Origin of the sequence: Cyanobium sp. NS01 (assembly GCF_014280235.1) — a bacterium.
GTDB lineage: Bacteria > Cyanobacteriota > Cyanobacteriia > PCC-6307 > Cyanobiaceae > NIES-981.
Genome location: NZ_CP047940.1, coordinates 868,139 through 885,351, shown reverse-complemented (window position 1 = coordinate 885,351; position 17,213 = coordinate 868,139). Strand labels below are relative to the sequence as shown.

Sequence of the window (17,213 nt, the reverse complement as noted above, 5' to 3'; positions counted from 1 at the left end):
TCAAGCGAACCGTGATGCTGTACTCCCCTGCCTGCGACCGCAACGCGGCTCCGATCCTGGCGGTGCTGCGCCAGTGGCTGCCCGCGGGGGGCGCGGTGCTGGAGGTGGGCTCCGGCAGCGGCCAGCACGGGGTGGCCTTCACCAGGCAGTTGGCGCAGCTGATCTGGCAGCCGAGTGAACGTTCCGAAGGGGTTGGCCCCCTGCAGGAGCGCATCGACGCAGAGGGGGCTGAGCACGCCGCCCCAGGGTCGCGGCTGCTGCCGGCGATGGCGCTCGATGTGCTGGAGGCACACGCCTGGCCGGCAGGGCCCTACAACGCCGTGTTCAGTGCCAACACCGCCCACATCATGGGCGAGCCCGCCGTGGCGGCCTTTTTCAACGGCAGCGCCGGGGTGCTGGCTCCCGGGGGCCTGCTGCTGCTCTATGGACCCTTCTGCGACAACGGCGTGCACACGGCGGAGAGCAACGCTGCCTTTGATGCCCACCTGCGCAGCATCGACCCAGCCATGGGCGTGCGCGACAGCCGCGATCTGATTCAGCTGGCCAAGGGAAAGGGGCTGGAGCCGGTGGCGGATCTGCCCTTACCCGCCAACAACCGCGTGCTGATCTGGCGCCGGCAGCCCTGACCCCCGGGAACGACACCGCGGTGGCGACGGCCCAGGGGGCTCAGAGGTTGTACTTCTTGGCCGTGCGGGCCTTGCAGGTGGTTTTGGCCTGCTCCTGACTGCTGCCGCTCTTCATCTGCTGCACCACGCAGTCGCAGGTGTAGTCGGCCATGCCGGCCGGCGCCGGCTTCCCGGAAGCCTTGACCTCATCATTCACCGCAGCGAGGCAATACTTGCGGATCATGAAATCCATCATGTTGGCTTCGGCTGGCAGCTCAGACACCAGCGCTCCGAAGGCCAGGAACACCAGGGCAGCGGCACGGATCAACATGGCTGGAGAAGGGCGCGATGGTCGTCGTGCTGTCCTATCACCTTGAGGTGGGGCTGAGGGTGGCGTTGGCGCCAGCGCGTTCCGCTTTGTGCACCGGCACCGATAGGGTCGAGGCCCTCCACCACTCCGCCATGGCCCGCTTCGTGCTCTGGGGCACCTACTGCAACGATGCGCTGGACAAGCGCACACCGTTTCGGGAGGAGCATCTCGCCGGGCTCAAACGGCAGAAGCAGGCGGGAACGCTGATCACCCTGGGACCCACCGAAGGCAGCACCCATGTGTTCGGTATCTATGAGGCCGACAGCCGTGAGCAGGTCGAGGCCCTCGTCAAAGGGGACATCTACTGGCGAGAAGGCATCTGGACTGCCGTGGAGATCCATGGCTGGATTCAGGCCTTTTGACCCTGCAGACAAACAGGGATGGGATCAGCTGCGGGGCCAGCCCGCCTGGGCCTGATCCCAGACCCAGGCCGCTACAGCCTGGACGCCGTCCTCGCCGAGCACGTTCGCGTACCCCCCCATCTGGCCCACACCAGCTGCTGCAATCGCAGCAATCGCGGCCTCGGAGGCAACGCCCTGGCGCTCCAGGGCAGCCAGCTTGAGGGTTTTGCCCCGACGCAGAACATTGCCGCCATGGATGTGGCAGCCGGCGCAGTGATTGGCAAACAGCTGGGATCCGTCGCTGCTGGTCATGGCGGCGTGGGCTGGAGGCACCAGCGCCACCAGCGCCACCAGAGCGACCCACACCAGCATCACCACGTCCGCAAAGCCCCTGCTGAAAACCTCCTGGAGCCGTTGAGCAGCAGGAGGTCGGATGGAGAGAACACTGGATGGCATCGGCTGAATCACACCTGCTGATCCATCAGGTTGGCACCCCGATGGAAATCAGCAGCAGGGGGAGAACGTCGCCATCCAGACTGGCTCAGCTGCGGCGCTGAGGCAGCCGGCGAAGCATCACTCCTCGTCTTCGTCGGTGGCGCCTGCGGGGATCAGACGGATCTGCTTCCGTCCCAGCTTGATTTCAAACTCATCGCCGGGCTTGAGATCCAGCAGGGCGGTGTAGGCCTTGCCGATCAGCAGATTGCCATTGCCCTGCACGGTGGCCACATAGCTGAGCTTGCGCCCACCTTTGCCGACCTTGCCCGTGCCACCGAGCTCGACGCCCTTGGCTTCGAGCAGGGCTTCATAGAAGGCCGTGAAGTTGAGGCGATCGCCGCCGTCCTTCTTGGTGGAGACGTAACCGCAGGCGCGGACGATCTCCGACTTACTCACGTCACCAAGCTCTTTGACCTTGGCGAGCAGTTCAGATCCAGTGAGCATCGGTCAGGGAGGTGGTAGGGGGAGGTGATAGGGGGAAACTTCCCTCTAAGACTTCTTAAATTTACACCACCGGATGCTGTTGACAAGCTTGCAACTTGAGAATGGTGATCCCAAGCCAATTGGGCGGCCCTCTGTGCCACGGCCACCGCCACCATCAACGAGGTGATAGAACATGCCTTGGGAGGATCGGGTGGATGAACCGCTTACGCATCCTGCGGCCTAGCGACCTGGAACAGTTGCTCCTGCTCTATCGGGACGCCGTGGTCAGCCAGGCTGTTCGGCTCTACAGCCCCGCACAGATTGCAGCCTGGGTTGAGCATGCCTCCCGCAGCAATGGCGTGGCGATCGCCCTGCAGCAGGGCTACGGCTTGGGCAGCCACCCAGTGGATCAACCCAATGAGCTCGAGGCTTTCGGGATTCTCGAACCAGCCGATCGCCTCTCCCTGCTCTACTGCCGCGGCGTGGCCAGCCGACGCGGGCTGGCGAGCACCATTCTCGAACAGTTGGAGGCCCACGCCCGGCGGCATGGCGTCCCCCAGCTGCGCACGGAGGCCAGCCAGCTGTCCCGGCCCCTGCTGCTGAGGCGCGGCTGGCAGGTGGAGGCGGCCGAAACGGTGCAGCTGCAAGGCGTGAGCTTCGAGCGCTGGCGGATGATCAAACCGCTGACCACCGCGCACCTCGGTGCCGCTGCCGCCCGTGGCTGAAGCCCAACTGCAACAGTTTCTGGAGAAGGTGAGGCAACTGAATGCCTTTGTAGAGCTCGCCGAGACAGACCCAGCCCTGCGCCAGACCTTGAGGGACTGTGAGCACCATCACCAGGTCGTGGACCTGGCAAGCCGTTGCGGTTTTGAGATTGGGCGCCGCTGGGGAGAGCCGCCCCAACCCGGAGCTGTGAGCACCAACCTGCTGAGCCAGCCCTGCCCACCGCAGGGGGCTGAATCCTGCAGCGTGCTGGTGAGGGGTGAGGGCTGGAGGCTGGAGCGGATTCACTCCTGCGCGGCCACTACGCCGGGCGATCAGTGGTACGACCAGACGGAGCATGAGTGGATCACCCTGGTGCAGGGTTCAGCCCTGCTGCAGTTCGCCGATGAGCCCGGCGCCAGGGCTCTTCAGCAGGGCGACTGGATGCTGATCGCGCCCCACCGACGCCATCGCGTCGTCGCTACAGATCCTGCCCCCGGCTCCGTCTGGCTCGCACTTTTCTGGAGCGCTTCCTGCGCAGGGTGAGCGAACGCACCAACCAGTAGGCCCCGGCCAGGGCGAGCACGGCGATGCCGAGCCCGGCCAGCAGTTGGGGCTTGCTCTCGGCACCGGCGGGCAACACGATCACCTTCCGGGCCACAGCGGTCATGGCCGTGAGCAGAACCAGCTCGATCTGAACCACGTGGCGGCGCAGATAGGAGGTGATGTTCTGCAGCACCTCCACGGCGATCAGCAGGTTGAGCAGATCGCCTAGCACCCGGTTCAGCTTGTCGCCCAGCCAGGGGGTCTCGGAAACGCTCAGGGCCAACGCCACCTGCCAGATCAACTGCAGGGTGGCCGCCGCCATCACCACGACCAGCACGATGCCGAGCAGCTTGGCCAGCTGCCGCTCGGCGCGGTCGATCACGGACAGGTAGTAGACGTCGTCGAGCAGACGCTGCAGACGCAACACGAGGGGCCGGGACAGGGTTGGCATCCATCAGGCGCCCAACTCTTGCACCACAGGTGGGCCTGGGGCCTGAACACCCCCAAGAACGATGCAGCTCCCGTGGGGAGGCTCAGTTCTCAAACAACTCGAACTGCGGCCTGGCCGGGGTGTCGCCGGCAGGATTTTCCAACTCGGTGTCACAGGTCACCGCTCCATCGGGTGCGGTGACACAGTTGGTGGGCTTCACCCTGGTCGCAGGGCCGACGGAACTGCCTGGACCGAGCAGATAGCCCTCCCGTTGGGCCAGGGCTGCTGGCAGCTCCACCGCTCCCCACGCCAGGCAGAACAGGGCCAGGACCCGGACCAAGGACGTGATCATGCGGATGTGACGCGTTGCGCCCACTCTGGCGACAACGACTCAATCGCGCCGTTCAGAGCGGATCTCCTGCAACAACAGATCCAGCTGGCCGAGGGAAGCACTGCCGTCCTGGGCCGTTGGCGCAGGAACGGTGTCGATGGCCTGATCTTCCAGCTGCCAGCGCTCCTCAATGCCGCAGAGCTGGCCAGCCAGACCCGTGAGCCCCTCACCCGCGTAGGTGTGCTGCAGGGCCTCGAGCAGCACCGGCATCCGGATCGAGCTCGCCTGCAGCGCCCGCCGCAGGTCGGCCTGGGTGCGGCCGCTGTGCCGCAGCCAGTCCTTGAGGAAGGCCTGAAGCCCCTCGAGCTGCTCAGGGCTCAGCGCGGACATGGCAACAGCGAATCACGGCAGGAACGGGACAGCGGGGAACGGGCCAGAAGCTTGACCGATCAGCGTCCCAGCGGGAACCAGCGGTCCAGTCTGCGCTGCGCCCGCATCCTGATGGTTTCGGTGCGGTGGCGACCGCAGATGCCCAGAAGGGCGGTGATGGCCACCAGATCATCACTGAAGCCTGCCACCGGAATGAAATCTGGAATCAGATCCAGGGGCACCAGGAGATAGGTGAGGGCAGCGAGCACCGTGAGCTTGGCCGGCGTGGGGGTGTCCCCATCCAGAAGCATCTCCAGGCATTCCAGAGCCGGCCTGGCAATGCCCCGCCCAGCACGGCGCAGCAGTCTCAGCAGCAGGGCTTCGTCAACGACGGTGCTCTCCAGCACCTCAGCATCAACGGAATTTGACACGTGACATTCAACAGGCCGACCTTGCCATTCTTGACCGAGTCAGGCTTCGACCAGGCCCGTTTCAATGCCGGTTTTCCGCAGTTTGCGCAGGGCGCGCTGCACAACCTGCCGGCAATATTCGCGGCTGCAATCCAGCTGTCGCGCCACTTCCGCCAGGGTGCGCCACTCGTGGCTGCCATCCAGCCCGAAGCGCAGCATCAACACCGTTCGTTCCTTGGGAGTGAGGTTGGAGCGCTCCAGCAACACCCACACCGAGGCACTGCGCTCGGCCAGTTCGGCCCGCTCCATCGGCGCGAGATCCTGGCTTGGCAGCACATCCACCAGCTCGGAGGGGTCTGACTTGGACTTCACCACCCCCTGCAGGCTGACGGTGATGCTGCGCAGTTCGCAGCCCAGCAGCTCCTCCACTTCAGACAGCGGCAGGTTCATCGCCCTGGCCAGGGCTGGGGCGCCAGGGTTGACGCCATGGCATTGCAGGTAGCGGGCCTTGGCGGCCCTCAGGCGGGTGAGCTTCTCATTCACATTGACGGGGATCCGGATCGTGCGGCTCTGGGTGGAGAGCGCCCGGTTCAGACCCTGCCGGATCCACCAGTAGGCGTAGGTGCTGAAGCGGTGGCCGCGGGTGGGGTCGTACTTCTCCACGGCACGGGTCAGGCCCAGGGTGCCCTCCTGAATCAGATCCAGCAGATCAAGCCCCTTGTTCTGGTAGCGCTTGGCCAGGTTCACCACCAGCCGCAGGTTGGCCGTGATCATCTGGTTCTTGGCCCGCTCACCCAGGCGCAGGGCGCGGCGCTCCTGGTCGCTGTACTCACAGGCGGGGCCCTGACCGCCGGCCTCCCGGCAGCGCTCCTGCAACCCGGCCATGGCCTGCACCTTGCGGCCCAGGGTGAGCTCCTGCTCCGGCGAGAGCAGTTGATGGCGACCGATTTCGGCCAGATAGGCGCTCAGGGAGCTTGGCATCAATCGCGGTTTCAGTTCAATGAACCTAAGGAGTTTTTCGGCCAAATGAAGAACCAACGGAAAAGCTTCCAACCTTCCAACTTGCTACACATTTTCAGGAACACTTCATCTTCATCTCCAGCCCCCCTGGCTCGCAGCCTGCGGGATGTCACCGTTAAACTCCCGCGGCTGAACAACCCTGGAGTTCACCCCCACATGCCACTGCTGGACTCGCTTCCCGCTGAAGTGCTGCCCCGGGCCGGGGTGGCTTATCTGCATTACCTGAGCTTCATGGTGTGTTTCGGGGCTCTTGTGCTGGAGCGTCGCCTGATCGCCCCAAACCCCAGCCGGGAGAACGCCACCTTGATGGTGATCACGGACATCGTCTACGGCCTGGCGGCCCTGGCGCTCCTGGGCAGCGGCATCCTGCGTGTGTTGTATTACGGACAGGGAAGCGGCTTCTACACCGAGAATCCCCTCTTCTGGTGGAAGGTCGGGGTCTACCTCTCCGTGGGCGCCCTGTCCCTGTATCCAACAGTCACCTACATCCTCTGGGCGATTCCGCTGCGCAAGGGCGAACTGCCCCAGGTGAGTGAGGCCCTGGCCCAACGGCTGTCCTGGATCCTGAACATTGAACTGGCCGGGTTCGCCCTGATCCCCCTGCTGGCCACCCTCATGGCCCGGGGCGTCGGTCTACCCAGCCAGGGGTTGGGCTGAGACCGCTGAGCAGGATGCATCGCTTGCCGCAACGGCTGCTCCCAGCTGTCCCTGGCGCTCTGGGCCTGGGCCTGCTTGGGCTGGCGATCTCAGCCCCCTTAACCAGCCCCCTCAAGGCCCCGCCCCTGGGCGGCCCCCTCCAGGCCCAGCCGCTACCGGCCGCCAGGCCAGCCGGCCCACGAGCCTGTCCCGTCGCTGAAGCCAGGCGCCTGGTGCCCCGCCCTTCGCCCACTGAGCGCACCCCGCCCCCAACAGCTCCTGCGGTGGCCAGCGATTACCGCCACCTGCTGAAGCCCACCCCCTGGGGCTGGCCCCGGCGCGACCACTGGTGCCTCTGGATCGAGCCGGGCGCCATCGCAGGGCCGGCAGCACGTTGGGATGGCCGCTGGCGCCAGGCGGTGCAGGCCGCCCTCAACACCTGGAGCGCGGAGCTGCCGATCACCCTGGTGGACGATCCCCGCCAGGCCCAGATTCAGCTGCTGCGCCGCCGGCCTCCCCTCAGGGGTGGGCGCGCCAGCCATGGCCGCGCCGAGTTGCAGCTCGTGGCCGTGTTGCGGCAGGGCAGCTGGCAGCTGGAGCCCGAGGTGCTGGTGAGCATCAGTCCAGGGCAGCGGCTGGAGGCCACCCAGGCGACGGCCCTGCATGAGCTGGGCCACGCCTTCGGGATCTGGGGCCACAGCGATGTTGCCGGCGACGCCCTGGCCGCCATTCCCGGACCGGTGCCGGTGCTGGAGCTGAGCGCGCGGGATCGGGCCACCCTGGGCTGGCTTCAGTCCCAGCCTGGGCTCAGCCAGCCGCCGCCCGCAGCCCCGGCGCCAGCCGCAGGATCAGCGCAGACGGTGCTGAGGGCCGATTGAGCGGGCCTGCGATCGGGGCATCGCGGCTCCCGCAACCTCCTGCTGCCTGCGGCCTGAACGAGCCGCGTGCCCATGGATGGCGGAGGGCTCTCATCCCCGGCGTGGGGCGCCCCGGCGAGCCGCCAGAACCTGCTGCACCTGACGCCAGCTGACACCGTGGAAGGCCAGGGCCACCTGCAGGTGATACACGAGATCGGCGGCCTCCCCAGCGATCTCGGCCGGCTGACCGTCTTTGCAGGCCATCACGAACTCGGCACTCTCCTCGCCGATTTTCTTGAGGATGCGATTGTCACCACCCTCCAGCAGAGTGTTGGTGTAGCTGCCGGGCTCGGGCTGGTCCCGCCTCCCCTCAATCACCCGCATCAGCTCCGTGCAGGCATCGGCGGGTGGAGGCGGCGCGGCGGCTCCGCCGGCGCTGGGCTCGGGCCCGTCGTCATAGAAGCAGCTGCGGGCGCCGGTGTGGCAGGCCACATCGCCCACCTGCTCGATGCTGAGCAGCAGCACATCGGCGTCGCAGTCGTAACGCAGACCGCGCAGGTGCTGGATGTGGCCGCTGGTGGCCCCCTTGTGCCAGAGCTCCTGCCGCGAACGACTCCAGTAGTGCACTTCGCCGCTCTCAAGGGTGCGTTGCAGCGACTCCCGGTTCATCCAGGCCAGCATCAGCACCGCCCCGTCCAGCCAGTCCTGGGCCACGGCGGGAATCAGGCCCTCGCCATTGAAGCGCAGCGCCTCAATGAAGCCGGGCTCCGGCCGCTGCCCCGCTCCACGCTGAAATAGACCTTGCAAGGCCACCGCTCTGCCGCTGACCCGATTCTCTCCCATGCCCGCGCCGGCGACCTACACCTGCAGCAAGCACTTCGAGGGCTATCCGTGTTGCCATCGCCAGTGGCGCCATCAGGGCCACTGCCGCTTCGTGCACGGGTACAGCCGCAGCTTCACCTTCTGGTTCAGCGCCACCGCCCTCGATGCCTGCGGTTTCGTGGTGGACTTCTCCAGCCTCAGGCCCCTGGAGGCCCAGCTGAGCCATCAGTTCGACCACACCTTTCTGGCCAATGCCGACGATCCCCTGCTGGAGCAGTGGCAGACCCTGCACAACGCCGGCGCCCTGGATCTGCGGGTGATGGAGAACGTGGGCATGGAGGCCAGCGCCGCTCTGGTGTGGAGCTGGGCCAACGACCTTCTGCAGCGCCGCGACGGCGGCCGCAGTTGCTGCTGGAAGACCGAAGCCCGCGAGAACAGCCACAACGCCGCTGCTTTCGCCGCAACGCCCTCCTGGTTTGACGCCAGCCTCCCTGCGGGGCCGCAAGCGTGAGTCTCACCCGCCTGGCCACGGCCTGGGCCCTGTTTCAGGGGTTGCTGGTGGAGGCGCTGCCCTTTCTGCTGATCGGCGTGGCGATCGCCGCCCTGGCCAGGCGCTTCGCGCCGGGGGGGCGCTGGCTGCGGCGGCTGCCGGCCCACCCCGTCTGGGGGCCCCTCACCGGCGCCGCCCTGGGCTTCGCTTTGCCCGCCTGCGAGTGCGGCAATGTGCCGGTGGCGCGGCGGCTGCTGGTGGGGGGGGCACCGGTGGGCACGGGCCTGGGCTTTCTGTTCGCGGCGCCGGTGCTCAACCCGATCGTGCTGGCCAGCACCTGGGCGGCCTTCCCGGACCGTCCCTGGATGCTGCTGGCCCGGCCCCTCGGGGCCGTGGTGCTCGCCCTGGGGCTGGCCCTGGTGCTGCGGCAGCTGCCGGAGGCGGATCTGTTCCGCACCGACCTGCTGGAGGAGCGGCGCCTGAACCAGCCCCTCAGCAGCGTCAGCCTGCTGGAGCGCCGCACCGGGCTGGTGGGCCTCACCGAACCCGTGGCGCCACCGGAGCCGGTGGCGCGGCCAAGCTGGGCCACCGTGCTGCAGCACGGCAGCCGCGAGTTCATCGACCTGGCCCTGCTGCTGGTGCTCGGCTGCGCCATCGCCGCCCTGGTGCAGAGCCTCCTGCCGCGCCAGTGGCTGCTGGCCGTGGGGGGCGCCCCCACCCTCTCGATCCTGGCGCTGATGGCCCTGAGCCTGGTGGTGTCGGTGTGCTCGAGCGTGGATGCCTTCCTGGCCCTGGGCTTCGCGGCCCAGGTCACGCCTGGGGCCCTGCTCGCCTTCCTGTTGCTGGGGCCCGTGATCGACCTCAAACTGATCGGCCTGCTGGGCCTGTTGTTCCGCCCCAAGGGCCTGCTGGTGACGGCCGCCGGCGCCAGCCTGCTGGTGCTGGTGATCGGCCAGTGGGTGAACCTGTGGAAGCTCTGAGATGGTGAACCTGAGGCACCGCCACCTGCTCCGCCTGCGCCAGGCCATGCCCCTGGCCCTCTGGGCCGCCGTGATGCTGCGCAGCAGCGTGGACGGCCGGCTGGATCTGCTGCTGCGGGCGGTGTTCCACCCGCTGGTGTGGGTCGCCGGGGTGCTGCTGCTCGGCCTGGCCGTGGCCCTGCTGCGCTGCCGGCCGGAACGCCCCCTGACTGGCAGCCACTGGCGCGACCTGCTCACCGTGGCCATCGCCATCGGCCTGCTGCTGCTGCCGCCCAACCCCTCCTTTGCCGATCTGGCCAGCCAGCGTCCCAGCGACGAGACTGCCGATGCCGAGCTCAGCTTCGTGCTGCCCCCGGCCCAGCGCAGCCTCACGGACTGGGTGCGGCTGCTGCGCAGCCAGCCCGACCCGCAGCTGTTCGAGGGTGATCCGGTGCGGATCAGCGGCTTCGTGTTGCCCATGGAGGGGGAGTCCCCCCAGCTGGCGCGGCTGCTGGTGCGCTGCTGCCTGGCCGATGCCACGCCGGTGGGGCTGCCGGTGCGCTGGCCCAGCGACGGACCCAGCCCCCAGACCGACCAGTGGCTGGCCATCCAAGGCCGCATGGCCGTGAGCGAGGGTCGGCTGGAGGTGGTGCCCAGCTCGATTCAGCCGATTCCGCGGCCGGCCCGGCCGCTGGAGCCATGAAACCCAGGCTGGAGGCGCTGCGTTCCCCCGGCAGCCGCGGGCTGTTCGGGGCCCTGGGCGCGCTGGCTGCTGTGGCCACGGTGCAGCAACAGCTGCTGCTGCACCTGCCACCGCGTCTGGAGCGCCTCAGCACGGCCCCGGCCAGCTCCGGCCCCGCGGCGCTGCAGGCGCGCTTCAGCCGACCGATCACGGCCGAGAGCCTGCAGCAAGGCAGCCACCTGGAGCCAGCCCTGGAGCATCGCTGGCTGGGTAGGGGCGACAACCTGCTGCTCAGCCTCAGCGATGGCCAGCGGCTGACCCAGCCCCTGCAACTCGATCTCACCGGCCGCGATGGCCGCGGCCTGGCCCTGCCGCCCAGCCGCTGGCTGTGGGATCCACGCCCCAGGGTGATGGCGGTGGTTCCTGAGGGGGACGGGGAGCAGCTGCAGCTGCGCCACCACGACGGCAGCTGGAGCGCCATCAGCCCGGTGTGGCCCTCGATTCCCGTGGTGATCCCACTCGGCAATGGCTCCGGCGTGGCTGCCGCCAGCCGCGAAACCTCCGGGCAGCTGCGGCTCTGGACCATCGCCCTGCAGCAGCGCAACCTGGCGCCCGCTGAGCGCGGGCTGGCGTCCGTGCAGGCGGCCGCCCCCCAGCCCCTGGGGGAGGAGCCGGTGACCTTCGCCCACCTCAGCAGCAACCGGCTGGGGGAACTGCTGGTGCAGAGCGGCGACCTCGACGCCTCGGGCACCCGCGCCGAGCTGATCGCACCGCGCCGGGATGGCACCCCCCAGGGGTCGCGCTCGCGCCTGCGCTGGCAGGCCACCGGACCGATGCTGCTCCTGCCCGGCGGCGGCGCTGTGGTGGTGCCCGACAGCGAGGGGCTGCATCTGGAAACCCTGCCGCCCCGTCAGCCCCGCCACCAGACCCTGCCGGGAAGCCGCGACCTGAGCAGCTTCTGCCCCCAGGCGGGGCGGGCCCTGCTGCTGCGGCACTGGCCCGACTTCCGCCGCTCCCTGGAGCTGGTGGAACCGGGCCAGGCCCCCCGCCAGCTGTGGCTGGGCCCGGAGGCCCTGGTGGCCAGCGCCTGCAGCCGGGGCGGCGACCGCTCCTGGGCACTGCTGGTGGAGGGTCGCGGCCAGCCCGAACTCTCCCTGCTCGTGCTCGACCGGCAGGGCCGGGAGCTGAGGCGCCGGCGCCTGGGCGGCTGGGAACTGGAGCCGGGCACAGGCCTCTACTACGACCCCAGCAGCGAGCAGTTGCTGGCCGCCCTGCGGCCCCTCTCCCCGATCAACGAGCCGCCGCCGCCGGCCCAACCCGTGCTGATTGACGCGGTGAGCCTGGCCTTGACTCCGCTGCCGCTGGCCGTGAGCCAGGTGCACTGGCTCCCCCCCGGCTAGAACACCAGCATCGACCATGCGCCTGTGGGTCCCACACTCAACGCCAGGCAGACGCGCCTGCTGGACACCCTGCGGCAGACGCCCCAGGAGCTCTCCGGCCAGGATCTGCATGCGCGGCTGAAGGCCGAGGCCGCCCCCATGGGCCTGGCCACGGTCTACCGGCACCTGCGCCAGCTGCAGCAATGGGGCCTGGTGCGCTGCCGCCATCTGCCCAGTGGCGAGGCCCTGTTCGCCCCCACCGAGCGCGACGACCACCACCTCACCTGTGTGGACTGTGGCCACACCCACAGGCTGCAGTGCTGCCCGGTGCACGGCCTGGAGCCACCCCGCCACGAACTGGCCGGCTTCCTGCCCCTGTTCCACACCCTGGAGTTCTTCGGGCTGTGCCAGGCCTGCCAGCAGCGTCAGCAACAGCAAGCCCAGGAAGGGGTGCAGCGAGCGGCGCAGGGAGGAGGCGCAGGCCCCGCCTAGGTTTGGGCTGGGCTTCCTGGCCCATCAGCTCACTCCCACACCGCCTGCGCCCATGAGCGAGACCGTCGACCGCCTGACCGGCCTTGGCTTCCGGGTGTTCCGCCGCAAGCGCAGCGCCTACGTGATGCTCGAAGGACCGCTCAGCTGGAAACGGGCCCGCAAGCGGGCGCGCAGGCTCGGCGGCGACCTGGCCACCGTGAACAACCGCAAGGAAAACCGCTTTCTCACCCGCCGCTTCGCCCCCATCGCCGCCGATGAGTGCGGGCTCTGGATCGGTCTGAAACGCAGCAACAAGACCGGCGGCTACAGCTGGTCCTCAGGCCAGCGGGCCAAGTACCGAAACTGGCTGCCGGCAGGCACTCCCGGCTACCGCCGGCCCGAGCCCAGCCCGGAACGCAACCAGCGGTTCGTGCACCTCTATTTCAACCCGAATGCCCGTGGGCGCTGGAAGAATTCCGACAACACCTACCGCGAGGTGCTGATCAGTGGCGGCATCGCCGAATTCCAGATCTGAGCCCTCCCCCCATGTCCCCGCAAGCCATGAGCACCTCCAGCCCCACAGCCCCCGCCGCCCTGCCGGTGACGATCCTCTCCGGCTTCCTGGGCGCCGGTAAAACCACCCTGCTGAACCACATCCTCACCAACCAGCAGGGGCTCAAGACCGCCGTGCTGGTGAATGAGTTCGGCGAGATCGGCATCGACAACGAACTGGTGATCGCCACCGGCGATGACATGGTGGAGCTCAGCAACGGCTGCATCTGCTGCTCGATCAACGGTGAGCTGCTGGATGCCGTGTACCGCATCCTCGAGCGCCCCGAGCCGGTGGACTACCTGGTGGTGGAGACCACCGGCCTGGCCGATCCGCTGCCGGTGGCCATGACCTTCCTGGGCAGCGACCTGCGCGACACCACCCGCCTGGATTCGATCATCACCCTGGTGGACGCCGAGAACTTCAGCGCCGATCTGCTGGAGGGGGAGGTGGCCCGGGCCCAGATCGTCTATGGCGACATGCTGCTGCTCAACAAGTGCGATCTGGTGGAGGAGGAGAAACTCCAGGCCCTGGAGCGGCAGTTGCGCGAGATCAAGACCGATGCCCGCATCCTGCGCTCGGTGAAGGGGGAGGTGCCGCTGCCGCTGCTGCTCAGCGTGGGGCTGTTCGAGAGCGATCGCCTCGTGGCCCAGCCCGCGGCGGCACCGGCCGCCGAAGACCACAGCCACTGCGACCACGACCACGGCCACTGCGAACACGAACCCCACCAAGAGCACGGGCATCACGACCACAGCCATAACCACAGCCACAGCCATAACCACGACCACGACCACGACCACGGCAGCAATCCCGACCATGCCGCCATCGAGGGCTACACGTCGCTCTCGTTCGAGAGCGAGGGGCCCTTCTCGCTGCGGAAGTTTCAGAACTTCCTCGACAACCAGCTTCCTGCCGGCGTGTTCCGGGCCAAGGGGATTCTCTGGTTCAACGAGAGTGAGCGGCGCCACGTGTTCCATCTGGCGGGCAAGCGCTTTTCAATCGATGACAGCGACTGGCCCACGGCGAAGCGGCAGAACCAGATCGTGCTGATCGGCAAGGAGCTCAACCACGACCAGCTGCGCCGCCAACTGCAGGCCTGCGTGGCCAAGGATGCCGGCAAGGGCTTTGGCTGATCAAGCGCTGCCCCCACCGGGCCGGCCCGCGCCTGATCGCCAGCTTCCGTTTCCGAGCAGCCGGTGTCGGGATCACCGTCCCTGGGAACGGTGATCCCCGTTACACCCGCACCAGACAGCCTGGCTAGCATCCCCACATTCCTGAGAACAACATGGCTGAATTGCTGTTGTGCATCGGCGTTCTGGGCGTTCTCGGTCTGGCGTTCTGGCTCACCACGGATTCCGACGACGACAACGGCGGCGGCGGCCTGATGCAGCCGGCCCTCGTGCCGGTGCGCGTTCGCCGCAACGGCTGATCCCAGGGCCGTATCAATGGTCACGCGCCCTTGCCTCTTAGGCACGGATCCACGCCTGGGCTGATCCCTAGGTTCTGGAGGTTGTTGACGCCAAGCGTCCCGAATGATCTCTTCAACCCTGAGCGGACGTGCCGTTGGCAAACTGGCTCTGGCTCTGGTCGTCTCCCTTGGTGCCATCGGATGCGCCAACCAGAAGCAGGATGCAGCCGATTCCTCCGCCGTGCCGCCTGAGCTGGCTGGTACCGAGGTGGGCGTGTATTCCGGCCGCCACTACAACACCGACAAGGAGCTCTACAAGGAATTCACCGAGCGCACGGGCATCGAGGTGAAGCTGCTGGAGGCCAAGGACGACGCCCTGATCGAGCGCCTGCGCAGCGAGGGTGAGAACAGCCCCGCCGACCTGCTGGTGCTCGTGGATGCGGCCCGGCTGGACAAGGCCACCCGCATGGATCTGTTCCAGCCCACCGAGTCGCCAGCGTTGCAGCAGGACGTACCCGCCGAGCTGCGCGACTCCAAGGGCCGCTGGTTCGGCCTCACCCGCCGGGTGCGGGCCGTGATCGTGAATCCCGAGTTGGTGGATCCCGCCACGATCACCACCTACGCCGATCTCACCAAGCCGGAGCTCAAGGGCCAGCTCTGCCTGCGCAACAGCAAGAGCGTCTACAACCAGTCCCTGGTGGCAGACCAGATGATCCAGCAGGGCGACGACGCCACCAAGGGCTGGGTGCAGGGCATGGTGGCCAACGTCGAGCAGCCCTTCTTCACGTCGGACACCCCCATGTCCCGGGCCGTGGCCAAGGGCGACTGTGGTGTGGCGGTGGTCAACACCTACTACGTGGCGCGCATGCTCTCGGGCGAGAACGGCGCGGAGGACAAGGAGCTGGCTGGCAAGCTCAAGGTGGTGTTCCCCGATCCCTCCCACGTGAACATCAGCGGTGCCGGCGTGACCCGCCACGCCAGCAATCCAGAAGGAGCCCGGCTGCTGCTTGAGTTCCTGGCCTCTCCCACCGGTGGCAAGGGCTACGCCGAAGCCAACAATGAGTACCCCCTCAGCGGCTACGGCGATAATGAGGTGCTCAAGACCTTCGGCACCTTCAAGGCCAACGGCGTCTCAGCTGAACAGATGGGCACCAAGAACCAGGACGCCGTGGCGTTGATGCAGGCCAGCGGCTGGAAGTGATCGCCCATTCCGCAGACGTCCAGGGGCCGGGGGGGCGTCCAGCCCCCTGGCCCCGTTGGCCCACATCCACCCACCTGCCCCAGCGGTCGCTGCTGGGGGCGGGCGTGGTGCTGGTGTCGGGCCTGGCCCTGCTGCCGGTGCTGGCCCTGCTGGTCTTCGCCGTCCAGGAGGGAGGCCTCGAGCAGCTTGGCCTGGGCTACGAAGGTGGCGAGCAGGTGGCCAACACGGTGGCGCTGGTGCTGGGGGTGGGCCTGGCCGGGGCCGTGCTGGGCACCGCCAACGGCTGGCTCACCGCCAACTGTCAGTTCCCCGGCCGGCGTTGGCTGCGCATCGCCCAGCTGTTGCCCCTGGCCACCCCCACCTACCTGCTGGCGGCCACCGCCATCGACCTCGGCAGCCGCCTGAGCTGGCGGGTGCATGGGCTCGGCTGGGCCCTGGTGGTGCTCACCCTGGGCACCTACAGCTATGTGTTCCTGCTCAGCACCGAGAGCTTCGCCGTCAGTGGGCGGCGCCAGCTCGAGGCCTGCCGCTCTCTGGGCGCCGGCCCCTGGGGATCCTTCCGGCGGGTGGCCCTGCCGATGGCCCTGCCCGCGATCGGCGCCGGCGTGGCCCTGAGCGGCATGGAGGTGGTGAACGAGCTGGGAGCGGTGGAGTTGCTGGGGGTTCCCACCCTCTCCACCGGCATCCTGCGCCGCTGGCAGGACCAGGGAGATCCCCAGGGTGCGGTGGCCCTGGCCCTTGTGGCCCTGGCGATTGTGAGCCTGTTGGTGGCTGTGGAGGGTCAACTGCGCCGCCGCAGTCGCCGCTGGCTGATGGGCAGCAGCGGCGACAGCCTCAAGCCCTGGCGGCTGAAGGGCTGGCGGGCCAGCCTCAGCCAGCTGCTCACGGCCCTGCCCCCCCTGCTCACCCTGGGCCTGCCCCTGGTGTGGACGGCGATGAGCTGGGACCAGCTGCGGGGCGAAACCGCGGCGGAGCTGGCCGGACTCACCGGGCGCACCCTGGGTCTGGGCCTGATGGCGGCGGGGCTCACCATGGTTCTGGCGCTGCTGCTCGCCATCGCCCGGCGCTGGATTCACCAGCCACTGCTGCAACAGCTCACCTTCGTGGCCGGAATGGGCTACGCAGTACCCGGCACCGTGCTGGCCCTCGCCCTGATGCTGCTGGGCGGGCCCTGGCTGCTGAGCCCGCTGCTGCTGTTGGTGTGGGGGTACAGCGACCGCTTTCTGGCCGTGGGCAAAGGCGGCCTCGACGCTGGCCTGGAGAGAATCCCCCCCTGCGTGGATGAGGCCGCCACCGGGCTGGGCTGCAGCTGGCCCCAGGTGCTGCGGAGGGTGCATCTGCCGCTGCTGCGTGGGCCCCTGTTGGTGGGAGGTCTCCTGGTGTTCGTCGACACCGTCAAGGAGCTGCCCCTCACCTTTGCCCTGAGGCCCTTTGATTTCGACACCCTGTCGGTGCGGGTGTACCAGTACGCCAGTGACGAGCGGGTGGGGGCCGCCCTGATTCCAGCGCTGCTGATTCTGCTGCTGGGCCTGGTGGCCTCCCTGGCCCTGGTGCCCAGCCTCAAGGAGGACTAGGCCTTGCCGCAGCGGCACTTGCCGCCCTTCCAGTTGGAGCACTTGCTGGTCTTGCAGCCCTTTTTCTTGGGTTCGCTGGGGCCCCGGCGGTTGGCGGAGTCTGGGCTGTCGTTGGCGGGTCCGATCGGCTGAGCCATGGTGC

General features: G+C 68.2%; 26 protein-coding genes. 16 read left to right on the top strand and 10 right to left on the bottom strand.

The features are described 5' to 3' along the window. Window positions 1-14 precede the first annotated feature (14 nt). Window positions 15-626 (top strand): DUF938 domain-containing protein, encoded by a 612-nt coding sequence (locus tag CyaNS01_RS04545; protein WP_186699207.1) that lies wholly within the window; start codon window positions 15-17, stop codon window positions 624-626. A gap of 40 nt (window positions 627-666) precedes the next feature. Here the strand turns inward: CyaNS01_RS04545 and CyaNS01_RS04540 are convergent, their stop codons facing one another. Continuing rightward, entirely contained in the window at window positions 667-936 is a 270-nt protein-coding gene (locus tag CyaNS01_RS04540; protein ID WP_186699205.1) for a hypothetical protein, read from the bottom strand. A 131-nt stretch (window positions 937-1,067) separates the two neighbouring features. Here CyaNS01_RS04540 and CyaNS01_RS04535 point away from each other — a divergent pair, with 131 nt between their 5' ends. After that, window positions 1,068-1,337 (top strand): YciI family protein, encoded by a 270-nt coding sequence (locus CyaNS01_RS04535; protein WP_186700256.1) that lies wholly within the window; start codon window positions 1,068-1,070, stop codon window positions 1,335-1,337. Window positions 1,338-1,361: 24 nt separating this feature from the next. Here the strand turns inward: CyaNS01_RS04535 and CyaNS01_RS04530 are convergent, their stop codons facing one another. Then, a complete protein-coding gene (locus tag CyaNS01_RS04530; protein ID WP_225875805.1) occupies window positions 1,362-1,772 on the bottom strand; it encodes a c-type cytochrome in 411 nt (136 codons plus the stop codon). Window positions 1,773-1,889: 117 nt separating this feature from the next. Beyond that, a complete protein-coding gene (locus CyaNS01_RS04525) occupies window positions 1,890-2,255 on the bottom strand; it encodes an AbrB family transcriptional regulator (protein ID WP_186699203.1) in 366 nt (121 codons plus the stop codon). 236 nt (window positions 2,256-2,491) lie between these two features. Between CyaNS01_RS04525 and CyaNS01_RS04520 the strand changes: the two genes are divergently transcribed. Both CyaNS01_RS04520 and CyaNS01_RS04515 read left to right on the top strand, forming a co-directional pair. Beyond that, on the top strand, window positions 2,492-2,959 hold the full coding sequence (locus CyaNS01_RS04520) for a GNAT family N-acetyltransferase (RefSeq protein WP_225875804.1): 468 nt from the start codon (window positions 2,492-2,494) through the stop codon (window positions 2,957-2,959). Next, window positions 2,952-3,482 carry a Nif11 domain/cupin domain-containing protein gene (locus CyaNS01_RS04515; RefSeq protein ID WP_186699199.1) on the top strand — a complete coding sequence of 177 codons (531 nt, stop codon included), beginning with the start codon at window positions 2,952-2,954 and terminating at the stop codon, window positions 3,480-3,482. Before CyaNS01_RS04520 ends, CyaNS01_RS04515 begins: the two co-directional genes overlap by 8 nt. On the opposite strand, the gene CyaNS01_RS04510 is transcribed toward CyaNS01_RS04515, so the two are convergent. The 5 genes from CyaNS01_RS04510 to CyaNS01_RS04490 all read right to left on the bottom strand — a co-directional run bounded on the left by CyaNS01_RS04510 (window position 3,418) and on the right by CyaNS01_RS04490 (window position 6,003). Beyond that, window positions 3,418-3,933 carry a phosphate-starvation-inducible PsiE family protein gene (locus tag CyaNS01_RS04510; RefSeq protein WP_225875803.1) on the bottom strand — a complete coding sequence of 172 codons (516 nt, stop codon included), beginning with the start codon at window positions 3,931-3,933 and terminating at the stop codon, window positions 3,418-3,420. The genes CyaNS01_RS04515 and CyaNS01_RS04510 overlap by 65 nt on opposite strands. Before the next feature lie 82 nt (window positions 3,934-4,015). After that, window positions 4,016-4,264: a hypothetical protein gene (locus CyaNS01_RS04505; RefSeq protein ID WP_186699197.1), complete on the bottom strand. Its 249-nt coding sequence runs from the start codon at window positions 4,262-4,264 to the stop codon at window positions 4,016-4,018. A 39-nt stretch (window positions 4,265-4,303) separates the two neighbouring features. Further along, on the bottom strand, window positions 4,304-4,633 hold the full coding sequence (locus tag CyaNS01_RS04500; RefSeq protein ID WP_186699195.1) for a hypothetical protein: 330 nt from the start codon (window positions 4,631-4,633) through the stop codon (window positions 4,304-4,306). Window positions 4,634-4,692: 59 nt separating this feature from the next. After that, window positions 4,693-5,043 (bottom strand): YkvA family protein, encoded by a 351-nt coding sequence (locus tag CyaNS01_RS04495; protein WP_186699193.1) that lies wholly within the window; start codon window positions 5,041-5,043, stop codon window positions 4,693-4,695. A gap of 39 nt (window positions 5,044-5,082) precedes the next feature. Continuing rightward, window positions 5,083-6,003: a sigma-70 family RNA polymerase sigma factor gene (locus CyaNS01_RS04490; protein ID WP_186699191.1), complete on the bottom strand. Its 921-nt coding sequence runs from the start codon at window positions 6,001-6,003 to the stop codon at window positions 5,083-5,085. Between the two features lie 195 nt (window positions 6,004-6,198). Here CyaNS01_RS04490 and CyaNS01_RS04485 point away from each other — a divergent pair, with 195 nt between their 5' ends. Both CyaNS01_RS04485 and CyaNS01_RS04480 read left to right on the top strand, forming a co-directional pair. After that, window positions 6,199-6,699 (top strand): DUF2214 family protein, encoded by a 501-nt coding sequence (locus CyaNS01_RS04485; protein WP_186699189.1) that lies wholly within the window; start codon window positions 6,199-6,201, stop codon window positions 6,697-6,699. A 212-nt stretch (window positions 6,700-6,911) separates the two neighbouring features. Next, window positions 6,912-7,556, top strand: coding sequence for a peptidase (locus CyaNS01_RS04480; RefSeq protein ID WP_186699187.1), 645 nt, complete (start codon window positions 6,912-6,914; stop codon window positions 7,554-7,556). A 90-nt stretch (window positions 7,557-7,646) separates the two neighbouring features. On the opposite strand, the gene hisIE is transcribed toward CyaNS01_RS04480, so the two are convergent. Next, window positions 7,647-8,342, bottom strand: coding sequence for a bifunctional phosphoribosyl-AMP cyclohydrolase/phosphoribosyl-ATP diphosphatase HisIE (gene hisIE, locus CyaNS01_RS04475; protein ID WP_225875802.1), 696 nt, complete (start codon window positions 8,340-8,342; stop codon window positions 7,647-7,649). A gap of 34 nt (window positions 8,343-8,376) precedes the next feature. Between hisIE and CyaNS01_RS04470 the strand changes: the two genes are divergently transcribed. The 10 genes from CyaNS01_RS04470 to CyaNS01_RS04425 all read left to right on the top strand — a co-directional run bounded on the left by CyaNS01_RS04470 (window position 8,377) and on the right by CyaNS01_RS04425 (window position 17,071). After that, complete coding sequence (locus CyaNS01_RS04470; RefSeq protein ID WP_186699183.1) at window positions 8,377-8,868, top strand: 6-carboxytetrahydropterin synthase; 492 nt, start codon at window positions 8,377-8,379, stop codon at window positions 8,866-8,868. Next, the gene (locus tag CyaNS01_RS04465; RefSeq protein WP_186699181.1) at window positions 8,865-9,827 is read left to right on the top strand and encodes a permease; all 963 of its coding nucleotides are present in this window, start codon (window positions 8,865-8,867) and stop codon (window positions 9,825-9,827) included. Before CyaNS01_RS04470 ends, CyaNS01_RS04465 begins: the two co-directional genes overlap by 4 nt. A gap of 1 nt (window position 9,828) precedes the next feature. Further along, entirely contained in the window at window positions 9,829-10,509 is a 681-nt protein-coding gene (locus CyaNS01_RS04460) for a TIGR03943 family protein (RefSeq protein WP_186699180.1), read from the top strand. Next, window positions 10,506-11,888: a hypothetical protein gene (locus CyaNS01_RS04455; protein WP_225875801.1), complete on the top strand. Its 1,383-nt coding sequence runs from the start codon at window positions 10,506-10,508 to the stop codon at window positions 11,886-11,888. The genes CyaNS01_RS04460 and CyaNS01_RS04455 overlap by 4 nt, the downstream gene beginning before the upstream one ends. A 24-nt stretch (window positions 11,889-11,912) precedes the next feature. Then, window positions 11,913-12,359, top strand: coding sequence for a transcriptional repressor (locus CyaNS01_RS04450; protein WP_186699178.1), 447 nt, complete (start codon window positions 11,913-11,915; stop codon window positions 12,357-12,359). Between the two features lie 52 nt (window positions 12,360-12,411). Beyond that, window positions 12,412-12,873: a lectin-like protein gene (locus CyaNS01_RS04445; protein WP_186699176.1), complete on the top strand. Its 462-nt coding sequence runs from the start codon at window positions 12,412-12,414 to the stop codon at window positions 12,871-12,873. An 11-nt stretch (window positions 12,874-12,884) separates the two neighbouring features. Beyond that, entirely contained in the window at window positions 12,885-14,021 is a 1,137-nt protein-coding gene (locus CyaNS01_RS04440) for a GTP-binding protein (RefSeq protein WP_225875800.1), read from the top strand. 152 nt (window positions 14,022-14,173) lie between these two features. After that, window positions 14,174-14,317 carry a hypothetical protein gene (locus CyaNS01_RS04435; protein WP_186699175.1) on the top strand — a complete coding sequence of 48 codons (144 nt, stop codon included), beginning with the start codon at window positions 14,174-14,176 and terminating at the stop codon, window positions 14,315-14,317. A 220-nt stretch (window positions 14,318-14,537) separates the two neighbouring features. Next, on the top strand, window positions 14,538-15,497 hold the full coding sequence (locus tag CyaNS01_RS04430) for an extracellular solute-binding protein (protein WP_225875799.1): 960 nt from the start codon (window positions 14,538-14,540) through the stop codon (window positions 15,495-15,497). Between the two features lie 89 nt (window positions 15,498-15,586). Beyond that, on the top strand, window positions 15,587-17,071 hold the full coding sequence (locus tag CyaNS01_RS04425; protein WP_186700246.1) for an iron ABC transporter permease: 1,485 nt from the start codon (window positions 15,587-15,589) through the stop codon (window positions 17,069-17,071). On the opposite strand, the gene CyaNS01_RS04420 is transcribed toward CyaNS01_RS04425, so the two are convergent. Then, a complete protein-coding gene (locus CyaNS01_RS04420; RefSeq protein ID WP_186699172.1) occupies window positions 17,068-17,208 on the bottom strand; it encodes a hypothetical protein in 141 nt (46 codons plus the stop codon). The two genes, CyaNS01_RS04425 and CyaNS01_RS04420, sit on opposite strands and share 4 nt — an antisense overlap. Window positions 17,209-17,213: the final 5 nt, after the last annotated feature.

Excerpts from the sequence above, each read along its gene's own strand:
- CyaNS01_RS04510 (WP_225875803.1), bottom strand. The coding sequence starts at position 3,933 with ATGCCAACCCTGTCCCGGCCCCTCGTGTTGCGTCTGCAGCGTCTGCTC.
- CyaNS01_RS04420 (WP_186699172.1), bottom strand. The coding sequence starts at position 17,208 with ATGGCTCAGCCGATCGGACCCGCCAACGACAGCCCAGACTCCGCCAAC.
- CyaNS01_RS04440 (WP_225875800.1), top strand. The coding sequence starts at position 12,885 with ATGTCCCCGCAAGCCATGAGCACCTCCAGCCCCACAGCCCCCGCCGCC.
- CyaNS01_RS04505 (WP_186699197.1), bottom strand. The coding sequence starts at position 4,264 with ATGATCACGTCCTTGGTCCGGGTCCTGGCCCTGTTCTGCCTGGCGTGG.
- CyaNS01_RS04460 (WP_186699180.1), top strand. The coding sequence starts at position 9,829 with ATGGTGAACCTGAGGCACCGCCACCTGCTCCGCCTGCGCCAGGCCATG.
- CyaNS01_RS04535 (WP_186700256.1), top strand. The coding sequence starts at position 1,068 with ATGGCCCGCTTCGTGCTCTGGGGCACCTACTGCAACGATGCGCTGGAC.
- CyaNS01_RS04490 (WP_186699191.1), bottom strand. The coding sequence starts at position 6,003 with ATGCCAAGCTCCCTGAGCGCCTATCTGGCCGAAATCGGTCGCCATCAA.
- CyaNS01_RS04455 (WP_225875801.1), top strand. The coding sequence starts at position 10,506 with ATGAAACCCAGGCTGGAGGCGCTGCGTTCCCCCGGCAGCCGCGGGCTG.
- CyaNS01_RS04525 (WP_186699203.1), bottom strand. The coding sequence starts at position 2,255 with ATGCTCACTGGATCTGAACTGCTCGCCAAGGTCAAAGAGCTTGGTGAC.
- CyaNS01_RS04500 (WP_186699195.1), bottom strand. The coding sequence starts at position 4,633 with ATGTCCGCGCTGAGCCCTGAGCAGCTCGAGGGGCTTCAGGCCTTCCTC.
- CyaNS01_RS04435 (WP_186699175.1), top strand. The coding sequence starts at position 14,174 with ATGGCTGAATTGCTGTTGTGCATCGGCGTTCTGGGCGTTCTCGGTCTG.
- CyaNS01_RS04530 (WP_225875805.1), bottom strand. The coding sequence starts at position 1,772 with ATGCCATCCAGTGTTCTCTCCATCCGACCTCCTGCTGCTCAACGGCTC.
- CyaNS01_RS04545 (WP_186699207.1), top strand. The coding sequence starts at position 15 with ATGCTGTACTCCCCTGCCTGCGACCGCAACGCGGCTCCGATCCTGGCG.
- CyaNS01_RS04445 (WP_186699176.1), top strand. The coding sequence starts at position 12,412 with ATGAGCGAGACCGTCGACCGCCTGACCGGCCTTGGCTTCCGGGTGTTC.
- CyaNS01_RS04485 (WP_186699189.1), top strand. The coding sequence starts at position 6,199 with ATGCCACTGCTGGACTCGCTTCCCGCTGAAGTGCTGCCCCGGGCCGGG.
- CyaNS01_RS04540 (WP_186699205.1), bottom strand. The coding sequence starts at position 936 with ATGTTGATCCGTGCCGCTGCCCTGGTGTTCCTGGCCTTCGGAGCGCTG.
- CyaNS01_RS04470 (WP_186699183.1), top strand. The coding sequence starts at position 8,377 with ATGCCCGCGCCGGCGACCTACACCTGCAGCAAGCACTTCGAGGGCTAT.